The sequence below is a fragment of the Gilliamella sp. Choc6-1 genome, assembly GCF_001690385.1.
In the GTDB taxonomy this organism is placed as follows: Bacteria; Pseudomonadota; Gammaproteobacteria; order Enterobacterales; family Orbaceae; genus Gilliamella; species Gilliamella apicola_A.
The window spans coordinates 1-19,567 of record NZ_LZHI01000039.1 but is presented as its reverse complement, the minus strand read 5'-3'; the positions used below and the strand labels follow the sequence as shown (position 1 = coordinate 19,567).

Annotated in this window: 21 protein-coding genes and 1 pseudogene; 10 read left to right on the top strand and 12 right to left on the bottom strand. The window is 33.6% G+C overall.

Annotated elements, in window-relative coordinates; all coding sequences use genetic code 11:
- Window positions 1–75: 75 nt before the first annotated feature.
- Window positions 76–270 (bottom strand): annotated as a pseudogene (locus tag A9G36_RS10275) (transposase); the annotation flags it as partial.
- 170 nt (window positions 271–440) lie between these two features.
- On the opposite strand from A9G36_RS10275, the gene A9G36_RS10370 reads away from it, so the two are divergent.
- Complete coding sequence (locus tag A9G36_RS10370; protein WP_255305672.1) at window positions 441–572, top strand: hypothetical protein; 132 nt, start codon at window positions 441–443, stop codon at window positions 570–572.
- Between the two features lie 217 nt (window positions 573–789).
- Here A9G36_RS10370 and A9G36_RS05555 read toward each other — a convergent pair whose 3' ends face one another.
- From A9G36_RS05555 to rsmE, 7 genes are all read right to left on the bottom strand, one after another.
- Window positions 790–2,091 carry a tetratricopeptide repeat protein gene (locus A9G36_RS05555; protein ID WP_034945021.1) on the bottom strand — a complete coding sequence of 434 codons (1,302 nt, stop codon included), beginning with the start codon at window positions 2,089–2,091 and terminating at the stop codon, window positions 790–792.
- 430 nt (window positions 2,092–2,521) lie between these two features.
- On the bottom strand, window positions 2,522–3,559 hold the full coding sequence (gene purM, locus A9G36_RS05550; RefSeq protein WP_065569351.1) for a phosphoribosylformylglycinamidine cyclo-ligase: 1,038 nt from the start codon (window positions 3,557–3,559) through the stop codon (window positions 2,522–2,524).
- Between the two features lie 95 nt (window positions 3,560–3,654).
- Complete coding sequence (gene ruvX / locus A9G36_RS05545; RefSeq protein WP_065569350.1) at window positions 3,655–4,065, bottom strand: Holliday junction resolvase RuvX; 411 nt, start codon at window positions 4,063–4,065, stop codon at window positions 3,655–3,657.
- 3 nt (window positions 4,066–4,068) lie between these two features.
- Window positions 4,069–4,626, bottom strand: a complete 558-nt coding sequence (locus A9G36_RS05540; protein WP_034945031.1) for a YqgE/AlgH family protein — start codon at window positions 4,624–4,626, stop codon at window positions 4,069–4,071.
- A 21-nt stretch (window positions 4,627–4,647) separates the two neighbouring features.
- Window positions 4,648–5,100 (bottom strand): GNAT family N-acetyltransferase, encoded by a 453-nt coding sequence (locus tag A9G36_RS05535; RefSeq protein ID WP_065569349.1) that lies wholly within the window; start codon window positions 5,098–5,100, stop codon window positions 4,648–4,650.
- A gap of 1 nt (window position 5,101) precedes the next feature.
- Entirely contained in the window at window positions 5,102–6,058 is a 957-nt protein-coding gene (gene gshB / locus A9G36_RS05530) for a glutathione synthase (protein ID WP_034945037.1), read from the bottom strand.
- A gap of 194 nt (window positions 6,059–6,252) precedes the next feature.
- Window positions 6,253–6,978, bottom strand: a complete 726-nt coding sequence (gene rsmE, locus A9G36_RS05525; RefSeq protein WP_065569348.1) for a 16S rRNA (uracil(1498)-N(3))-methyltransferase — start codon at window positions 6,976–6,978, stop codon at window positions 6,253–6,255.
- Window positions 6,979–7,081: 103 nt separating this feature from the next.
- Between rsmE and folB the strand changes: the two genes are divergently transcribed.
- The 3 genes from folB to A9G36_RS05510 all read left to right on the top strand — a co-directional run bounded on the left by folB (window position 7,082) and on the right by A9G36_RS05510 (window position 8,340).
- A complete protein-coding gene (gene folB, locus A9G36_RS05520; protein WP_034945043.1) occupies window positions 7,082–7,447 on the top strand; it encodes a dihydroneopterin aldolase in 366 nt (121 codons plus the stop codon).
- A 259-nt stretch (window positions 7,448–7,706) separates the two neighbouring features.
- Window positions 7,707–7,910 (top strand): hypothetical protein, encoded by a 204-nt coding sequence (locus A9G36_RS05515; protein WP_034945046.1) that lies wholly within the window; start codon window positions 7,707–7,709, stop codon window positions 7,908–7,910.
- A 1-nt stretch (window position 7,911) separates the two neighbouring features.
- Window positions 7,912–8,340: an EamA family transporter gene (locus A9G36_RS05510; RefSeq protein ID WP_034945049.1), complete on the top strand. Its 429-nt coding sequence runs from the start codon at window positions 7,912–7,914 to the stop codon at window positions 8,338–8,340.
- Here the strand turns inward: A9G36_RS05510 and moeA are convergent.
- The 3 genes from moeA to rsmI all read right to left on the bottom strand — a co-directional run bounded on the left by moeA (window position 8,332) and on the right by rsmI (window position 11,821).
- Window positions 8,332–9,558 carry a molybdopterin molybdotransferase MoeA gene (gene moeA / locus A9G36_RS05505; protein WP_065585485.1) on the bottom strand — a complete coding sequence of 409 codons (1,227 nt, stop codon included), beginning with the start codon at window positions 9,556–9,558 and terminating at the stop codon, window positions 8,332–8,334. The two genes, A9G36_RS05510 and moeA, sit on opposite strands and share 9 nt — an antisense overlap.
- Window positions 9,559–9,713: 155 nt before the next feature.
- Window positions 9,714–10,805, bottom strand: coding sequence for a redox-regulated ATPase YchF (ychF, locus tag A9G36_RS05500; protein WP_034945056.1), 1,092 nt, complete (start codon window positions 10,803–10,805; stop codon window positions 9,714–9,716).
- A 188-nt stretch (window positions 10,806–10,993) separates the two neighbouring features.
- Window positions 10,994–11,821 (bottom strand): 16S rRNA (cytidine(1402)-2'-O)-methyltransferase, encoded by an 828-nt coding sequence (rsmI, locus tag A9G36_RS05495; protein ID WP_034945059.1) that lies wholly within the window; start codon window positions 11,819–11,821, stop codon window positions 10,994–10,996.
- Between the two features lie 362 nt (window positions 11,822–12,183).
- On the opposite strand from rsmI, the gene nlpD reads away from it, so the two are divergent.
- The 6 genes from nlpD to A9G36_RS05465 all read left to right on the top strand — a co-directional run bounded on the left by nlpD (window position 12,184) and on the right by A9G36_RS05465 (window position 17,818).
- Complete coding sequence (nlpD, locus tag A9G36_RS05490) at window positions 12,184–13,248, top strand: murein hydrolase activator NlpD (protein WP_065569346.1); 1,065 nt, start codon at window positions 12,184–12,186, stop codon at window positions 13,246–13,248.
- A 117-nt stretch (window positions 13,249–13,365) separates the two neighbouring features.
- Complete coding sequence (gpmA, locus tag A9G36_RS05485) at window positions 13,366–14,118, top strand: 2,3-diphosphoglycerate-dependent phosphoglycerate mutase (protein WP_065574032.1); 753 nt, start codon at window positions 13,366–13,368, stop codon at window positions 14,116–14,118.
- Window positions 14,119–14,231: 113 nt separating this feature from the next.
- Window positions 14,232–14,810 carry a thymidine kinase gene (locus A9G36_RS05480; protein WP_034945068.1) on the top strand — a complete coding sequence of 193 codons (579 nt, stop codon included), beginning with the start codon at window positions 14,232–14,234 and terminating at the stop codon, window positions 14,808–14,810.
- 183 nt (window positions 14,811–14,993) lie between these two features.
- Window positions 14,994–16,202: an aldose 1-epimerase family protein gene (locus tag A9G36_RS05475; RefSeq protein ID WP_034945071.1), complete on the top strand. Its 1,209-nt coding sequence runs from the start codon at window positions 14,994–14,996 to the stop codon at window positions 16,200–16,202.
- A gap of 558 nt (window positions 16,203–16,760) precedes the next feature.
- Window positions 16,761–17,354, top strand: coding sequence for a UbiX family flavin prenyltransferase (locus tag A9G36_RS05470; protein WP_065585484.1), 594 nt, complete (start codon window positions 16,761–16,763; stop codon window positions 17,352–17,354).
- Between the two features lie 23 nt (window positions 17,355–17,377).
- Entirely contained in the window at window positions 17,378–17,818 is a 441-nt protein-coding gene (locus tag A9G36_RS05465; protein ID WP_034945078.1) for a hypothetical protein, read from the top strand.
- A gap of 228 nt (window positions 17,819–18,046) precedes the next feature.
- Here the strand turns inward: A9G36_RS05465 and A9G36_RS05460 are convergent, their stop codons facing one another.
- The gene (locus A9G36_RS05460; RefSeq protein WP_065569343.1) at window positions 18,047–18,325 is read right to left on the bottom strand and encodes a hypothetical protein; all 279 of its coding nucleotides are present in this window, start codon (window positions 18,323–18,325) and stop codon (window positions 18,047–18,049) included.
- Window positions 18,326–19,567 lie beyond the last annotated feature (1,242 nt).

The following is a 19,567-nucleotide window of genomic DNA, read 5'->3' as shown; positions in this document are numbered from 1 at the left end:
GTTTTACGTGCCTTTGTGGGCACTAAAGCTTTTTTATGATTTCTTCCTGAAGCTGGGATTTTAAACCCAGTTCGGCAAACATCTGCTTAAGCTTGCGGTTTCAGCCTCCAGCTCTTTTAAGCGTTTGATATCCGAAGTTTCCATTCCGCCGTATTTTTCCCGCCATTTATAGAAAGTTGAATTTCCCATGCCATATTTACGGCACAGCTCTTTAACGGGAATACCAGCTTCAGCTTCTTTTAAAATAACACTGAATATTCTATCTAATATACATTCAAAAAAGAAAAGCTAAAATTTAACAGCACAAACCAATTATGCGAACCTTTTAAAAAAATCTTTTATGACAGTTTCAGGGACAGATATTAAAGCGATTTTAGTCGAGCAATACTGCATACATTATACAAAAATATACAAAATTATAGTGCTATGATGACACGCCAATGATCCTAGAAATAGAAGATGCATTAGGTGTTGCTCAAGATTTAAATAATTATTATAACGATATTTATGACCACTTAACTCAATTTAAAAAAGAAAAACAATCAACACAGTTTGATTTTAATGGCGACTAATCAATTTTTAGGCAATTTTTTATTTCATATTTTGTAATTTTTTTCAAAATACAATTTCATTATTTTCTTGTTTATTTTGTTATATCACATTTATCTTATCATTCCGTTATTATTTGTCATGTTATATTTTATTTAAGGTTAATAAGGTGATAAATAAGAGGTATGTAAGCTATTTCAATAACATTAGCAAATAGAGAAAATGGGATTAAAAACCCCATTATTCCGTAATATCAGGATAACCCGGCCAAAAGTTTTTATAAGTTACTTCTCCCATTTTTATTGCATATTGGCGCCATTGCTGTGCTAATTCAATATTTTGCTCTTCATCTTTATAATAATGACTGAGTGAAGTCATTGCACTGTAATAACCTTGAATGGCCTTTTTAAGTAAGAAACGATTCTTTAACGAAGTAACTTCCCCCACAGTCTCTCCTAGAATTATGGAAAATGTTTTTCTATTTCTTAAATAAAAATTTTTGATTCCATCGCCTTTTATCACATTTAATTGATAGAATGATTTAAGATAGTTCAATTGCCCAAAAATAAAATCCTCATCGCTCAAAGTTGTATATTCGGATTTGCCATAATGAGCTTCTGGTTGATATTTAAGGGTCGTTTTTAATGAATATTTTCTATAATTCTTATCATTTTCAATGCGTGATATAATTTTCCATAACTCATCATCAGGTAAAAGGCGATAAGCTTTTTCTAAGGTAGTAAAGGCTTTATGTATATCTTCTTTAGTACCTAAGCCTTGCATATGCATAAAAGCTAATGATTTTAATGCTGGTACACAGTTTTGTTTAGCTGCTTTTTGATAAAGTTCAAAAGCTTGTTTTTCGTCTTTTTTAACTCCAATCCCTGTTAAGTAAAAATAAGCTAAATTAGTTTGGGCAAGAGCATGGCCTTTATCGGCAGCCTTTCTATACCATTCGATAGCTTTAGCCATATCGGGTTCTACACCTTGTCCATATTCACTTAGTGGAAAGATAGTTCTAGGATAAGACTGGATTGGAAACGAGGATTCATATGGTACAAATTTATCTGATAAATCAGTAAGTTCTGGCGCATCATTTTCACCATTTTCATCAAAAAAATAAAATCTAGGTGCTTTACCGCCAGAACCATTTTCATAAATATAACCAATACTATTTTGAGCATCAAGATTTCCTTGTGCAGCAGCTTTTTCGAACCAACTTAAGGCTACTGGGAAGTTATTAAATTCATCGCGATACATGGAGCCTAAGTTGTATTGGGCTTGAGCAAGACCTTGATTAGCAGCTTTCTCAAACAGCATTCTTGCTTTAGTATGATAGCCTTTGTTTTCCAACGCAGTCTGATAATAAATTTCACCGAGGGTATTTTGTGCTTTTACATCGCCTTGTTCGGCAAGGCTTGCGCAGGCAGAAATATTTTCCTTATTGCTTTTTGTGGGTAAACATTTGGGTTTTGCCTGTGCAATCGTTAAATAGGGTATAGTAAAGACAACTAATAATAAAAATTTATGACGAATTAACATAGTACTACATTATCTTATATTTCAGTGTAAGCAGTTTAACATTAATTATTAATGAGTTAAATGTTTGTTTATCAAATTTATAAAACAAATTAAAAATTGAAGCATTTATTTAGTAAAAAAATGTAAATATCACTTGGTTATTGACAAAACGGCTTGGTTAAAAAACAATATTAAACAATGAATTGCATGATTTATTGCTAGCTTCATGGATTAAAAACTGGATGTCTGTGAGATAGTAAGTAAACAGTTCTCACTTTTAAATTAGCAGTTAAATACAGAAGTTTTAACTCTGATTTATTCATTAAATCTATAGCTGCATATCAATTCATTCAGCTTTTTAGATAAAAGTGGAGATAATATTTTCTGTTAGGATTAAAAATTATACTATTCATCTGATTTAGGATTAAAATGGTAATATAAAAAACTAGGTTTATTTAATCACTACTCGCTCATCTGATATTGTATGTTTAATTTCACCTATAAGCCAAGCTTTTTCCCCATTACTATTTAAGAGTGAAATAGCTTTATCTACAAACTGGTTAGGTAATATAATGATTAAGCCAACCCCACAATTAAAAGTACGATACATTTCGTGGCGACTGACATTACCTGCATGTTGTAACCAATTAAATATGGTAGGCCATTGCCAACTTGCTTCATTAAGTATTGCTTTTGTATTATCTGGTAGCACACGAGGTATATTTTCCCAAAATCCTCCCCCAGTAATATGGGCTATGGCATGCACGCTAGTTTGTGAGATTAAATCCAACACTGATTTAACATAGATTTTTGTTGGTGCAAGTAAGTGTTCAACAAGCGATTTACCTTCTAATTGCTCGTTTTGAGGCTTAATACCATTGTTTTCAATAATTTTACGTATCAAGGAATAACCATTAGAGTGAGCACCACTAGATGCTAGCGCTATTAATGCATCACCATCTTTAACTTTACTGCCATCAATCATGTTTGATTTTTCAACTACACCCACACAAAATCCTGCTAAATCATAGTCATTGCCCTGATACATACCAGGCATTTCGGCAGTCTCACCGCCGATTAAGGCACACCCTGATTGTTTACAGCCTTCAGCAATGCCGGTGATAACGGTTGTAGCAATATCGACATTGAGTTTGCCTGTTGCATAATAATCAAGGAAAAAAAGTGGTTCAGCACCTTGGACGATCAGATCATTAACGCACATGGCGACTAAATCGATACCAATTGAGTCATGTCGGTTTAAATCCATTGCTAAACGCAGTTTTGTGCCAACGCCATCAGTTCCTGACACTAAAATTGGTTCTTTATACCTTTGGGGAATAGAGCATAAAGCACCAAATCCACCTAATCCCCCCATAACTTCTGGTCGTTTGGTCTCTTTTACAACAGATTTAATTCGATTTACAAGCTCATTACCAGCATCGATATCGACACCAGCATCTTTATAGCTAAGAGAATTCTTATTTGACACAGGCGCAGTCCTTACATTAGAAAATTGGCTATATTTTAGCAAGGAAGAAATTTGTTTGCTAACAATTATTTAAAAACTTACGAAAATTAACATAGTTAATTTTTTTCGAACCAACTTTCTAAAATAATCATTGCTGAAGTTGAATCAATATGTCCCTTTTCAAGAGCACGATACCCGCATGATGAAAAAATATGAGATTTTGCTTCAACCGTTGATAACCTTTCATCTTGTAAATGCACTTGGTATCCAAACATGCCATGTAGTCTATTTGCGAATTTTCTTGCTCTTACTGTGAGCGGCTGTTCGCTGCCATCCATATTTAATGGTAAACCAACTAGCAAAAAATCAGGTTGCCATTCTTTTAAAATTTTATCAATTTCTTGCCAGTTAGGAATGCCATCACGAGCTTTAAATGAACATAAAGGATTGGCCGTTTTGGTAATATCTTGCCCAATTGCCGCTCCAATACTTGCTGTACCAAAATCGAATGCAATAATGGTTGCCATTTATTATGCATTTCCCAACTGGTGTGAAATGGTATTAATATTAATACCTAAGGATTCTGCTGCTTTTTTCCAGCGATCTTTAATAGCTACTTCAAAAATAATTTGCGGATTAGCTTCAGCAACAAGCCAGTCATTACGAGCAACTTCGGTTTCAAGTTGTAGAGATCGCCAGCTTGAATAACCTAATGACAGCAGCAGATCTTTCGGCTGTTGAGGTGAACCTATTGATTTCAAGGCGTCAAGAGAAGTAGTGATCATTACATCATCTGATATTTGAATACTAGAGGAAAATCCTAGTTGTGGTGTATGCAAAATAAATCCTTGCTCATCAGCTAAAGGACCACCACAAAAAACAGGATACTCTAGTTCAGCACAATTTTTAGACGAGGTAATCTCAAGCCGAGTAAGTACTGATCCAACATTTAGTTCTTCTATAGGTTTATTTATAATAATACCCATAGCGCCATCACGATTATGTTCACAAATATACACAACTGAACGACAAAATATAGAGTCACTCATTGTTGGCATAGCGATAATAAAATGATTTTTTAAATTCATATGCTCACATTTTTGTATAGTTTATAATGCACATAGACCGATTTTCACTTTACGCTCTACGTGGCAACACATTAGAACTTCATCTTCATTTGTTTCTTCATTAATAGATTCTGAAACAATATTAAAATTTTGAGAAAGGTAAAAATTAATTGCATCTGTATTTTTTCTATAAACATGAACAAACAGCTCATTGTGTCGTTGTTTTGCTTTTTCAATCAAAGCTTTTCCCGATCCTTTGTGGCGAAATTTATGATCAACAAACAATCCAGAGATATAATTTTCTGTTAAACCAATAAATCCTTTAACACCATTAAGGTCTTGAACATATAAGGTGGACATAGGGATCAACATTTTAACTAATTCATAATTTTTTTTAAAAAATTCCGGATTAATAAAATTATGTGCTTGCTGGTTAGCTTGCAACCATATTTCCATGATCTTGTCTAAATCCGCAGGTTGGTATTCTCTAATCATTTCAGCTCTTTTTATTTAGTCTGTGTTCTATTGCATCCATTAACAACCCTGTAATTGAAAGGCTAGGGTTGGCAGCTTCAATTTCTCGGACACAAGTTGGGCTAGTGACGTTAATTTCGGTTAATTTATCTCCAATAATATCTAACCCTACAAATAGCAATCCCTTTTCTTTTAAAATAGGTGCAACACTGTGAGCGATATGCCAATCTGTATCACTTAACGCCCTTACTTCTCCGTGTCCACCTGCAGCAAGATTACCACGGGTTTCTCCTTTTTGTGGGATCCTAGCTAAACAATATGGTACGGGCTCACCATCCACAACCAAGATACGTTTATCACCATCTTTTATTGCAGGAATAAAATTTTGCGCCATACAAAAACGGGTGTTATGATCTGTTAATGTTTCAATAATGACCGATATATTGGGATCATCTTGTTTGATTCTAAAAATTGATGCTCCTCCCATACCATCTAAAGGCTTTAAAATAATGTCACCAAATTCTTGATGAAAAGCTTTAATCAGTTGTGTTTGGCGTGTGACAATTGTTTCTGGTGTAAACTGAGCAAACCATGCTGTGAATAATTTTTCATTACAATCGCGCAAACTCTGCGGTTTATTCACGACCAATACACCGCTATCTTCTGCACGTTCTAAAATATAAGTTGCATAAATATATTCAGCATCAAAAGGGGGATCTTTACGCATTAAAATAACATCGAGATCATTAAGTGATATTATTTGCTCATTGTCCATATCGAACCAATGATCTTTATCGTTATAAACAGTTAAATTTCGTGAGGTTGCATAAGCTTGTCCATTACGCAAGAACAAATCATTCATTTCCATATAAAATAATTGATATCCACGTTTTTGTGCTTCAAGTAACATGGCAAAACTCGTATCTTTTTTTAATTTAATATGACTAATTGGATCCATAACAATACCAAGTTTAATCATAGTAACTCCTTTCTGGTTTTTATTGTTTTATTAAGTATACGTTGTGGTAACACGTAATATTCTATCTTTTTGTTTATCGTTTTTCATGAAACGTTGTAATAGATAGTGTTTTAATTACTACAAATGAAAACTATCATACTCGTTACAGTTTAAGATGCAATGTAAACCTTATGCAATTGTCATGATTCTATTTATCAACTTAAATCACCAAAATAGGCTTGTAAAGCGGATAAAGCAGTAAGTGCTGCTGTTTCAGTCCGTAATATCCTTGGTCCTAATAAAATATCTGTAAATTGATATTTATGTGTTTTGTTGATTTCAGTATCTGATAGTCCGCCTTCAGGACCAATTAACAAACTGATATTCTGTTTATCATTTGGTAAATGCTTAATGCCATGTTTAGCTTTAGGATGAACATTTAATCTTAAATCACTTGTTAAACTTTCGCACCAGTTTTCTAATTTCATCACAGGATTAATAACGGGTACAATGTTTCGTCCACATTGCTCACAAGCCGAAATTACGATTTTTTGCCATTGTTGGACTTTTTTATCTAATCTTGCGACATCAAGTTTAACTCCACAACGTTCAGAAAGCAGGGGAGTAATGCACGTAACACCTAGTTCCACCGATTTTTGAATCGTAAACTCCATTTTTTCACCACGCGATATTACTTGACCTAAATGGATATTTAGTGGGGATTCTTTATTATCTAAAACCGTTATTGCTGTTTTTACGGTAACAGATTTTTTAGTAATTTCATGTATTACTGCAGGAGTAATGTTATTTGAGCCGTCAAATAAGACAATATTTTCGCCTATTTTCATACGTAATACACGAATAAGATGATTAAATGCATTATCATCAAGGGTAAAAATACTATTTTGAACAATGGGAATAGGTTGATAGATTCGGGTCATAAAGAATAAATATTATTTCATCATAATTAAAATAAATTATAGCGTAATTTATTTATATTCGGTAATCTTCTATTTAATATAAATAAAGCATTGGAATTAAAATATGACAAAAAATAATACCGATCGAGTTTTAATTGAAGGTCTTACCGTTTATACAACTATTGGTGTATATGAATGGGAAAAAACGATTAAACAAAAATTAATCATCGATCTTGAAATGGCATGGGATAATCAGCCAGCAGGGCAGACTGATGATGTCACTTTATGTCTAGATTATTTTTTGGTAAGCCAATTAATAACTAATTTTATTCAATCAACCCAATTTGAATTAATTGAATGTGTAGCTGAACAAATAGCGAAATTAATTATAGAAAAATTTGCTGTTCAATGGTTAAAAGTCAAAATATCAAAACCACGAGCGATCGCTAATGCCAATAATGTTGCCGTAGTAATTGAACGTTTTGCTTAGTTAATTAAATAAACCTTACCTCTTTTTGAAGGGATAAAATGCAATGCTACAGTGGCTATTCATTGATGGGAATTTGAATTGGTCAATAAACTGGCAGATCAAATACTGCGATTACTATGCGGTTATCGAGTAAAAAGTGTCTTTTATTTATTAAAAATAAGTGCTAGCCTATACATCATTAAATTCCGAATTAGAATGATTTTTAGTAGTTCAAGATAAAATTGAGTCATACATTCCTTTAATCAGATGGGAGAAAAGCATGAAAGTAAAAATTATTCCATTATCTTGTGTAGTACTAAGCATGGCATTAATTGGTTGTGGTGGTAATAGCAAAGGTAAAGAATCTCATTGGTCAAAGCCTCATGGTGTTCTTGAAGATTGTAGTGGTGTAATGAGTAATTCACAGCAATGCCAAAAAAATTCATCTAACCAACAATTTATGATTCAAATCGATAGAAACTAATATGAGTGCATGGCTTATTTATGCTTTACTTTCAGCAATAACTGCTGCATTAGTAGCTATTTTAGGTAAGATTGGTTTACAACATCTTGATGTGAACACAGCAACGGCTATTCGAGCGATTGTAATGGCAGTTTTTTTAGTCGGTGTTGTTATTGTTCAAGGAAAACTTAATCTTATTAATACGTTTATTAATGACAAAAAGGCGTTATTTATTATTGCATTAAGCGGTATTGCCGGTGCCTTGTCTTGGTTATTTTACTTTATGGCAATTAAAGAAGGTAAAGTATCGCAAGTTGCGCCTATTGATAAGCTAAGCGTTGTCATTGCTGTTATCTTTGCCACTATTTTATTTGGTGAAAAAATATCGTTGTTAGCGGGCATTGGTGTGGTGATGATTTCTGCTGGTGCGATATTAGTTGCACTATTTTAGTAGTTCATTAAAAAGCTCAACAGAAACTAGTTCCCCTTTATTAACATTACCACGATTTTGCTCAAGTATGATAAAACAGTTAGCTTGATTGAACGACTGTGTGATATGAGAACCTTGCTGACCTGTTGTGATAACTTCTAACTCACCTTGAGCATTGATTTGCAGTATTCCTCTTTGAAAATCGGTTCGACCTATGCTTTTCTTAAGATTTGTTGCAGTTTTAACACGTAATGTTGAATCACTTGATAAGTTTTCTATTCCTGAAAGAGCCAAAATCAATGGTTGAACCAATTGATAAAAAGTGACTAATGTCGAAACAGGGTTACCCGGTAAACCACAAAATAATGCATTATTTATTTGACCAAATGCAAAAGGTTTACCTGGTTTCATGGCAATTTTCCAAAAATTAATGTTACCTAATTGTTCAAGCGCTGTTTTGGTAAAATCTGCATCACCAACAGAAACGCCACCACTAGTTATTACCAAATCAGCTTGTTGTGAAGCTGTCTCTAATGCTTGCTTAATTTTTGTAGGGTCGTCAGCAATGATTCCTAAATCAATAATTTCACAATTGAGCTTGGTCAATAATAAATTAAGGGTAAAGCGGTTACTGTCATAAATTGAAGCAAAACTAGATAATGGTTCGCCAATAGGTGTCAATTCATTGCCTGTGGAAAAAATGGCGACTTTTAATTTTTTAAACACAGCAAGTTTGCTAATGCCTAATGTCGCAAGTGTTGATAGAATAGGTATACTAAGACGTTCACCTTTAGGAACGGTTACAGTACCTTTTTTTACATCTTCGCCTGCACGACGAATATTATTACCCAACTTCACATCAGCTAAAAAAGCAATGCCTGCATCTGATTTTTCAGTATCTTCTTGCATGATAACAGCGTCTGCGCCATGTGGAACCGGTGCACCTGTCATGATACGTATACAGGTATGTTCTGGCCAGTAAAGATTGGTGATATCATCGCCTGCAAAAATAGTTTTTGATAGTGGTAATAGTTTTGATTGCTTGATATCAGATAATCGAACCACATAACCATCCATTGCCGAATTATCAAATCCAGGTACATTAATTGGTGAAATAACAGGCTCTGCAGTGATTCTTTCTAATGCATCGAATAATTGCACGGTTTCACTTTCAGGTGGTTTAGTTAATAATGCAGCTTGTAGAATTTTGCATTTTGCTTGTTCGAAAGTCAGTAACATATATATTTTCTTTATAGTTAATTGCTCATTATGGTTTATTGATAATTTAGGTATTAAATTAAATGATTTTCTATCTACATAAGATTAAAACTATTAATTGATTATTATTAATGCTTTACATTATTACGTCTCCATAAAGCGACGTAAGCATATCACTAAACATTAAATAAAAAGTTCATAATATCACCGTCTTGAACAATATAATCTTTACCTTCAGAACGCATCTTGCCGGCCTCTTTTGCACCTTGTTCACCACCATATTTAATAAAATCATCAAAAGCGATAGTTTGTGCGCGAATAAAGCCTTTTTCAAAATCGGTATGAATTTTCCCTGCTGCTTGAGGGGCTGTATCGCCCACTGAAATTGTCCATGCGCGGACTTCTTTCACTCCAGCAGTAAAATAAGTTTGTAAATTTAGTAAACTGTATCCTGCACGGATAACACGATTTAATCCTGGCTCAGTTAAGCCTAAATCTTGCATAAACTCATCACGATCTGCATCATCAAGCTCGGCAAGTTCTGCTTCGATAGCTGCACATACTGGTACAACTATTGCTTTTTCTTGTGCTGCAATGGTTTTAACTTTATCTAAATAAGGGTTATTTTCAAAACCATCCTCATTCACATTAGCAATATACATGGTTGGCTTCAATGTTAGAAAACTTAGGTATTTAATGGCATTAAGTTCTTCTTTACTCAACTCTAATAACAATAATTTTTTACCTTGTTCAAGGTGCGGTAAACATTTTTCCAGAATTTCAAGTTCAAATTTAGCTTCTTTATCTCCTCCTTTGGCTCGTTTTTGCAAACGTGTCATAGCTCGTTCACAAGCTTCAAGGTCTGACAATGCAAGTTCAGTATTGATGATTTCGATATCTTCAGCAGGATCGATTTTACCTGCCACGTGGATAATATTCTCATTTTCAAAGCAACGTACAACATGACCGATTGCTTCTGTTTCACGTATATTAGCTAAAAATTGATTGCCTAAACCTTCACCTTTTGATGCACCTTTTACTAAACCAGCAATATCGACAAACTCCATTGTAGTTGGCAAAGTGCGTTGTGGTTTGACAATTTCCGCAAGTTGATCTAAACGTGGATCGGGCATAGGTACCACGCCCGTATTTGGTTCAATAGTACAAAATGGAAAGTTAGCTGCTTCAATTCCTGCCTTGGTTAGTGCATTAAAAAGCGTTGATTTACCTACATTCGGTAGTCCTACGATGCCACATTTGAATCCCATATTGTTTGTTACCTTTTGTCATAAAATATCTAAAAAATGAGGGATGATTATATACTAGTTCGTACTATTTGTGCCAATGTTCTTATTAATGAGTTTGTGATTGACTGAACAAAGTAATCATATTTTTCTTATATGTAGCAAATGTATTGCAAAGCGCAACTTGCGGTAAATTAGGTCTTAATAAAAGTTTATTGTTCAATATGTAAACCAATTTGATAAAGCTGGTTTTTTTTAAGACCGTAAATTTCAGCTGTTATTGCTGCGGCTTTTTTTAATGGAAGTTCTTTTTGTAATAACTTTAGTGTATGAATCACATTAGGATCAATATTATTATCACGTTTAAAATTACCTTCAACGATTAAAACAAATTCACCTTTTTGACGAGCTGCATCTTCATTTAACCAATTGATTAATTCATTTATAGGATAGCTAACAATCGTTTCCCATGTTTTGGTTAATTCTTTCGCTAATACAATTTGTTTATTTTCGCCAAAAATGGATAACATATCATTGAGTGTATCTAATAATCGATGTGTTGATTCATAAAAAATCATTGTACGTGGCTCATTAATTAATTTAGCTAAACTATCTTGTCGAGCCTTGCTTTTTGCGGGTAAAAAACCTTCATAAATGAACTTGTCAGAGGGTAATCCCGCAACAGATAATGCAGCAATTGCAGCACAAGCTCCCGGAATTGGTACAACGTTGATATTATTTTCTCGGCAAGTTTTAACCAGATGATATCCTGGATCATTAATTAATGGTGTGCCAGCATCTGAAATCAAAGCAATGGATAATCCAGATTGAAGCTTTTCGATTAAAATTTTTGATTTTTCTTGCTCATTATGATCGTGCAAAGCAAAAAGCTTAGCTTTAATGCCTAGATGCTGTAACAGCAAGCCACTATGACGAGTATCTTCCGCAGCTATAAGATCGACATTTTTGAGTATTTCAATTGCTCTAAGAGAGATATCATCCAAATTACCAATTGGTGTTGCAACAATATATAAAGTCATTATTTTAAATCACATTAAATTTTTGTAGAAAATAGATAAAGAGACTGTACGAAAGCCTATTTTATTGTATATACTCACCGCTTTCAAAATAAATCCGAATAATCTTTATTTCAGTAGTTGTAAAAATGCATAAATGATTAGAATTTATATACAAAAGGGTTTATTTCAACAGTGAATGACACATAATATAGAACTTAACTAACAGTTAGTTCATTTAATTAATTTTAATGCTATTTCGATTAATGCTTTAAAGCAGGATGGCTTATTTTTAACCCCATTTTATTGAATTAGCATAAAGAGGATTAATATAATAGCTTTTTGTTGTAAAAGCGATAAAATGTGTAAATTAAAAATAGCTATGAATGAAAGGTGTTGCTTTGAAAAAAATTCTTGTATTAAGTTGTTTAAGTTTGACAATTGCTGCATGTACTCAAACTAACCCAGCTAAAATTGAAAATATAACCACATCTTCCGTTGGTTCAACATCAACCACTTATGCTAAACCACCTAAAAATATTTCAACAAATAGCAAGGTCACAAAATCACCAGACACAAAAACAACTTCATCCAATACTACAGTGGATACAAATACATACAGTAATAATGGTACGGTTATTACTAATCAACGTATTGTTTATAATCGTAATTATGACGATATTCCTAAAGGGGGATATCAAGGCGATACTTATACGGTTAAACGAGGTGATACACTATTTTATATTGCTTGGGTGACAGGTAACGACTATCGTTCATTGGCCGCTAAAAATAATATTAAAGAACCTTATGCTGTTAATGTAGGTCAAGTATTAGATGTAAGTGGTGGAACTACAGTAGTTGTTACCCAAAAAACGACGACCTCGAAAAATAATTCTATTGCTGTCCCTACTACAGTTGGGGCTTCTAATGCTAAGCCTGTAGTGACAACGACAACCACCACAACGACAACAACGAATAATAAATCTCATCCACCTAAAACAACGCAAACTACTGAGACAGTAACGCAATCGGTTAATGCCTCAAATAGCGAATCGATGAGTCCAGGTATGCCAGCTTCGAATATCGCTAATATTTCATGGAAATGGCCAACGAAAGGTAAAATAATCGAGAAATTTTCAAATGCAAGTAAAGGTATAGATATTGCAGGATCTTTAGGTGATAAAGTTGTTGCAGCGGCAGATGGTCGTGTTGTGTATTCTGGTAATGCTTTACCAGGATATGGTAATTTAATTATCGTTAAGCATAATGATGATTATTTAACCGCATATGCACATAACCAATCGATTTTAGTGAAAGAACAGCAAGTTGTGCGTGCAGGAGAACAAATTGCAACTATGGGAGCAACAGGCACTACATCAGTAAGATTACACTTTGAAATCCGATACAAAGCACAGTCTGTTGATCCTATAAAATACTTACCAAAATTATAAGTATCGAGTTAAACATGATTAACTCAATACTATGGGTATGCAAGAATGTTTATGTGTATACCAATAAATACAAGATATATAATAAAATTTATTCTACGTAACAAAGGAGTTATATTCATGGCAGTTAAAAAATTAGTATTAATTCGACATGGAGAAAGTGTTTGGAACCAAGAAAACCGTTTTTGCGGTTGGACTGATGTTGACTTATCTGACAAAGGCAGTAAAGAAGCAGCCGAAGCAGGCAAGCTACTTAAACAAGAGGGCTTCCAATTTGATTATGCTTATACGTCAGTATTAAAGCGCGCTATTCACACTTTATGGCATGTGCTTGATGAAGTTGACCAAGCTTGGTTACCTGTTGAAAAATCTTGGAAATTAAACGAACGTCATTATGGTGCATTACAAGGTTTAAACAAAGCCGAAACCGCAGCGAAATATGGTGATGAACAAGTAAAATTATGGCGTCGTGGTTTTGCAATCACACCTCCTGCGCTTGAAAAATCAGATGAACGTTTTCCTGGTCACGATTCGCGTTACAGCAAATTACCTGAATCAGAATTACCATTAACCGAAAGCTTAGCATTAACCATTAAACGTGTACTACCTTACTGGGAATCAACAATAGCCCCACGTGTAGCTAAAGGTGAACGTGTTATTATTGCTGCTCATGGCAACTCACTTCGTGCATTGGTAAAACATTTAGACAACATCAGCGATGATGATATTATCGAACTAAACATCCCAACTGGTGTGCCATTAGTGTATGAATTTGACGACAATATGAAAATCATCAAACATTACTACCTAGGCAATGCTGACGAAATCGCTGCAAAACAAGCTGCTGTTGCCAACCAAGGTAAAGCAAAATAATTATTCAATAAGCTATTAAAGAGGTAGGTTATTTAACTTACCTTTTTTATTATCTAAATTATCATTTTATTTAACCACTTTTATTGATTTAATCTAATTTTGAGAACTTAATTTTGTCTAAAATCTATTATATATATGGCGTAATGAATGCCGGAAAATCTACAGAACTTTTACAAATTGATCATAATTATTTAAGTAATAATATGAAGACGTTATTACTTAAATCATCAGTCGATACCCGTGATTCGGCTATTGAAATTGTTTCTCGTTTAGGATTACGTAAAAAAGCATTGCTTCTTGACGACAACACGGTTGATGCCATCATTGAACACATTAAACAAAATGATTACGCTTGTATTCTTATTGATGAAAGCCAGTTTTTATCTAAAAATACAATATGGAAATTATCCGATGTTTGTGATGATTATGGTGTGCCAATCATGTTTTTTGGCATAAAAACGGATTACATGGGGCATTTATTTGAAGGTTCTAAAACTCTTTTAGAAATTGCAGATAATTTTAGAGAGTTAAAAACGGTTTGTTGGTGTGGTAAAAAGGCAACTATGATCTTATTAGAAGGACAAGACGGTCAAATTGTTAAATTTGGTAATTCCATACATTTAGGAGACAGTGAATACCACTCAGTATGCCGAAAACACTGGAAGGTAGGACAAATAAGACCGAGCCTTTAATAATTCAATATTTTATTCTTATCTAAAGATGTGAGTTACCATTCTTGTTATGATTTATCATGATAAAAAGTGTGAATAAGTTCGCATTTTTAATATTTTCTTTTTGTTGATTTTGTCTGCTTTATGTCATATTGCCTGAAACGATATAGTTTCGGGTATATTAATAAATCTTGAGGAATCAACATGAAATTTAAAACTATTTCATTAGCAGTATTGTTGAGTTTAACTGCGTACACAGCCAATGCGAAGGAGTTTGTATTAATTGATAATGAAAAAGGCATCGCTAAAGGCAATTGGTCTATAGCAAGCAAAGATTTGGGTATAAAAGAACAGCGCTTTGCTATTCAAAATACGGTTCTTAAAGGTGGCAAACAAGAAGGCAGTGAATTACTGACTATAGACAGCAATGATTTTACAATTAAATTAAGCCCAACGCGTGGATTAGGTATTATTTCTGTTATCGGTGATGGTGTTCGCATGGGGTGGGATTCACCCGTTGATGAAATTGTCAATCCAAAATTTATTAATTTAGAAAGTCGTGGTGGATTAGGTTGGCTAGATGGTTTTAATGAAACAATGGTGCGTTGTGGTTTTGAATGGACAGGGCATGCAGTAAAAACGGATGGCATGATGTATACGCTTCATGGGCGTGCGCAAAACACCCCTGTATCAAAATTAATTATTGATGTCTCTGAAAAAAAACCATATACCATAACCATTAAAGGCTTGATTAAGGAAAACACCTTCAAAAAAAGTCATCTAGAAACTTGGGTATCACTAAGTTATGTTCCTGGTAGCAAGCAATTTACAGTGCATGATGTAGTCACCAATAAAAGTGATTATGCCCGAGACTACCAAATCATCTATCATAGTAACTTTGGCACACCAATTCTTGAAGAAGGCGCTAAATTTATTGCACCAGTTAAAGAAATTTCACCATTTAATGATTATGCCAAAACTGGTTTGAAAACATGGCAAACTTATTTAGGTCCAACGAAAGGCTTTGATGAAATGGTGTTTAATGTTTATCCTTTTGCTGATACAAACGGTCAAACTCAAGTTATGATAACCAATAAAGCAGGGGATAAAGCAGCAGGAATTGCTTTCAACATTAAAGAACTCCCTGTATTGTCATTATGGAAAAATACCGATACGTTAAAACAAGGTTATGTGACAGGATTAGAACCTGGAACAAGTTTTGCTTATCCTGTCACAATTGAACGAGAACAAAAACGCGTTCGCCAATTAGGACCAGGGCAAAGTGCGCAGTTTACCTTAACATATAGTTTACTAACAGATAAAAATGCAGTAGCCAAATATGCAAATCAAATCGAAGCGATTCAAGGTGATCAAGAAACAAAAATTATTGAACAACCCATGGCTAAAGAATAAGATTGAATCTTACAACTAACAAGGAAGTTAGCTGTAGGTTGATATTATGTACACAAATTATGAACACACCATACTAGTAAAAATCATATTTATATTTGCCTATCAATTATTTTTATACCAGGATAAAAATTAATTTATCCTCTATAAATTGATTTGAAAGAGCCTGATAGACTAAAGCTTTTACTTAAAAGTATCATGAATTACCCAATTTTCTCTATTGCTAGCAAACAAGGGCAATTTTCGTTTTTCTGCATTTTCTCAATTAAAACAGATAATATTGGTTGATGAATATATAAATATTTATGATACATAGCAATGTATTATAGATAATAAACACGGCGTTACAGTGATATAGACATTTCCATAATTTCAAGTATAAGATGTCATCCACTTAATCTTTAATAACGACCTGAATATAGGCTTTTTTTACTAAGCAGTAAGCTTAGAATGATTTTTAATTGGACAATATTTTATACTCTAAAAAAATTAATTTAAACGAGCATATTTTAAAGAAGTCGATGTAAAATGGCTTGTTATATTTTAAATAAAGGAACTAAAATGACAACTAGGCGAATGATAATTGGTATCAGTGGTGCAACAGGTTTTGCTTATGGCATAAAAGCGTTAGAACTATTAAAACCGTTGGATATTGAAACTCATTTAGTGATTTCAAAAGCGGCACAACTTACACATTCTCACGAAGTACCAAATATAAGCCTAGCTCAGGTAAAATCACTGGCAGATAAAGTTTACTCTATCAACAATATTGGTGTAGCGATTGCCAGTGGTTCATTTAAAACTATGGGAATGCTCATTGCACCTTGCTCAATGCGTTCTCTTGCTGCAATTGCACATGGTTTATCGGATAATTTGCTCACTCGAGCGGCTGATGTAGTGTTAAAAGAGCGTCGTCGGTTGGTATTAATGACAAGAGAGTCGCCATTGCATTTAGGGCATATTAAAAATATGGAAGCAGTTACACTTATGGGAGGGGTTATATTTCCTCCAGTGCCAGCATTATATCAGCATATTGAAAGTCTTGATGATATGATTACGCATAGTGTAGCTAGAGCGCTTGATCTATTTGATCTTAATATTCCTTCGTTACCTCGCTGGGGTGAAGATATACCTTTAAACACTAAACAGCCTTAATAGCGTTATTACTATAATTTAATATGAAAGCAGATAAAAAAATCATCACCTTTATACAAAAACATCATGTGTTGTCACTCAGTGTTATCTTACCTGATGCTAACCTTTGGGCATGTAATGCTTTTTATGTGTTTAATGAAGATTTGATGTGTTTATATATTCTTACTGAATTAACAACTGATCATGGTAATGCTATGTTAAATCATGCGCAAGTAGCAGGTACAATAAGCCTTACCCCGAAAACGGTGGCAAAAATACAAGGAATACAATTTCAAGCAATAGCATTGCAACTAATAGGCAATAAGGCAAAGCAAGCCTACTCACTTTATTATCAAAAATTCCCTTTTGCCAGAATAATAAAAGCACCTATTTGGTCGCTTGAATTACAGCGAATAAAAATGACAGATAATCTTATGGGATTTGCTCACAAAATTCATTGGGTGAAAAGAAATTTATATAAATGATTGGTTTTTGGTTTTTTTGCCTGTTTCAACAAAAGTTTTACTTTTTTAAAACCCACATTAATGTTATGAATTCCCATAATCAACCTGTTTTCCTGCTTTACGTCTCGTACGATTCATGCTAAATAGCTATCTAATAGAGCTTGTTGTATCTTAGGGAATAGTCCGCGAAGGTGTTTTCTTTCGAAATAGGCTTGCTCACTTTACTTGCATAGCGAATGACTTTCGGCCCTAGATGTTGCCAGCACAGGCACCCAAAAATAAAGTAATCCATGCAATTGGGGCATTTTTTGAAGCATAAATTATGGGGTTGATATGACCGCCAAAGCCATGAAAGGACATGGGTAATGGAGGCAAGCTTTTAGGTCCGTGCTCCATATAACAGCGGATAAATTCCCGTTCGTATTTATCGTCTTGATCCTTATAATTATTTTTGCCAATGCCGACTGATTGAACAATGGGAAATCCAATTTTATAAGCCAAGGGATAAGTTGACCATATTGGTATCACCCATGTTTGAGCCTATTTCGCCAAAGTTGGTCGGCATAATATGTTCCCACTTAAATACCACAGTGCCACTGCAATATTTAGAGCGTTGAATATATACTTGCTTTGTGATTCGATTAAACCGTATCCGAAAATGGTGGATGGTAAATAGTTCAAAGCGATAAATATAGCGGAAATAACAGATACATAAATCTAATATACTACCTTAATTCAAATAGCCTGCACTGTAAGGAATCAAAAATATAAGTAAACTAATACAAGTTAGAATATTCCTAAAATTTGCAAACATACCACTACTAATCTCTAAATATCGATCGTTATAGGCATAGGAAGATTTTATTGGTTTGAAGTTATTATTGACGGATTCTTGAGTATAGTCTTTGGGCTTCTTTTGGCGTCATATTATCGCTAGTATAGCCCATTTTCAATTTTTTGTGGGGTTTGGGTTTTTTAAGCCTTGAGAGTACAAAGACTATTTATCCGCATAATGTTAAAAATATCGAAAATTATAACATAAAACTGGGTAAAATTAATATTTGTTTTTATTTAGGGAGATGTAATTTTCGTATCTTGATGAATTTATATTAAAAATAGAGTCATTTTGGTAGGGCGACATAAATTGAATTGAGCTTGTTTTTTTATTTTTTAAAATCAATAAGTTAAAAATCTTTAAAAATTTAAAAAATCTGGTAGAATTTGTTGGTCGCTATAACTGTAAATAAAACAGATGGCTACAATTAGAGTGTTCCCTGTATACACAGGGATAAACCGCGACACATATTTAAATGAGGTAATACATGGCTGTGTTCCCTGTATACACAGGGATAAACCGCGCTACAAATCAAGCCTGAACAGTTAGATTTTGTGTTCCCTGTATACACAGGGAACACCCCTTTATCTTAATGCTAAAACCCTAACCCCAGTTAATTGATAATATTTTAAGTGGGCTTAAAAGCAGCAACCTAAAAAAACATGGCTCACTAAGCTTATCTTAAATTTCAATAAATTAACTTCAGTTAAATATTGCAAATTGTGTAAAAATCGTGTAATTTTATGCCTGATTTTGGTTATCATTACTGATTATTAAAATTACCGATAAAAATAGATAAATATGACAAAACTAAATAAAAATAAGTAGCAAGGTAGTAAAGGAAAAAAAATGGTAAAACATTTAGATAAAATCGTCGAACAAGCAGGACAAGCAGGGAAAGACTTGCTTAGCCAATTAACCAATAAAGTTAACCA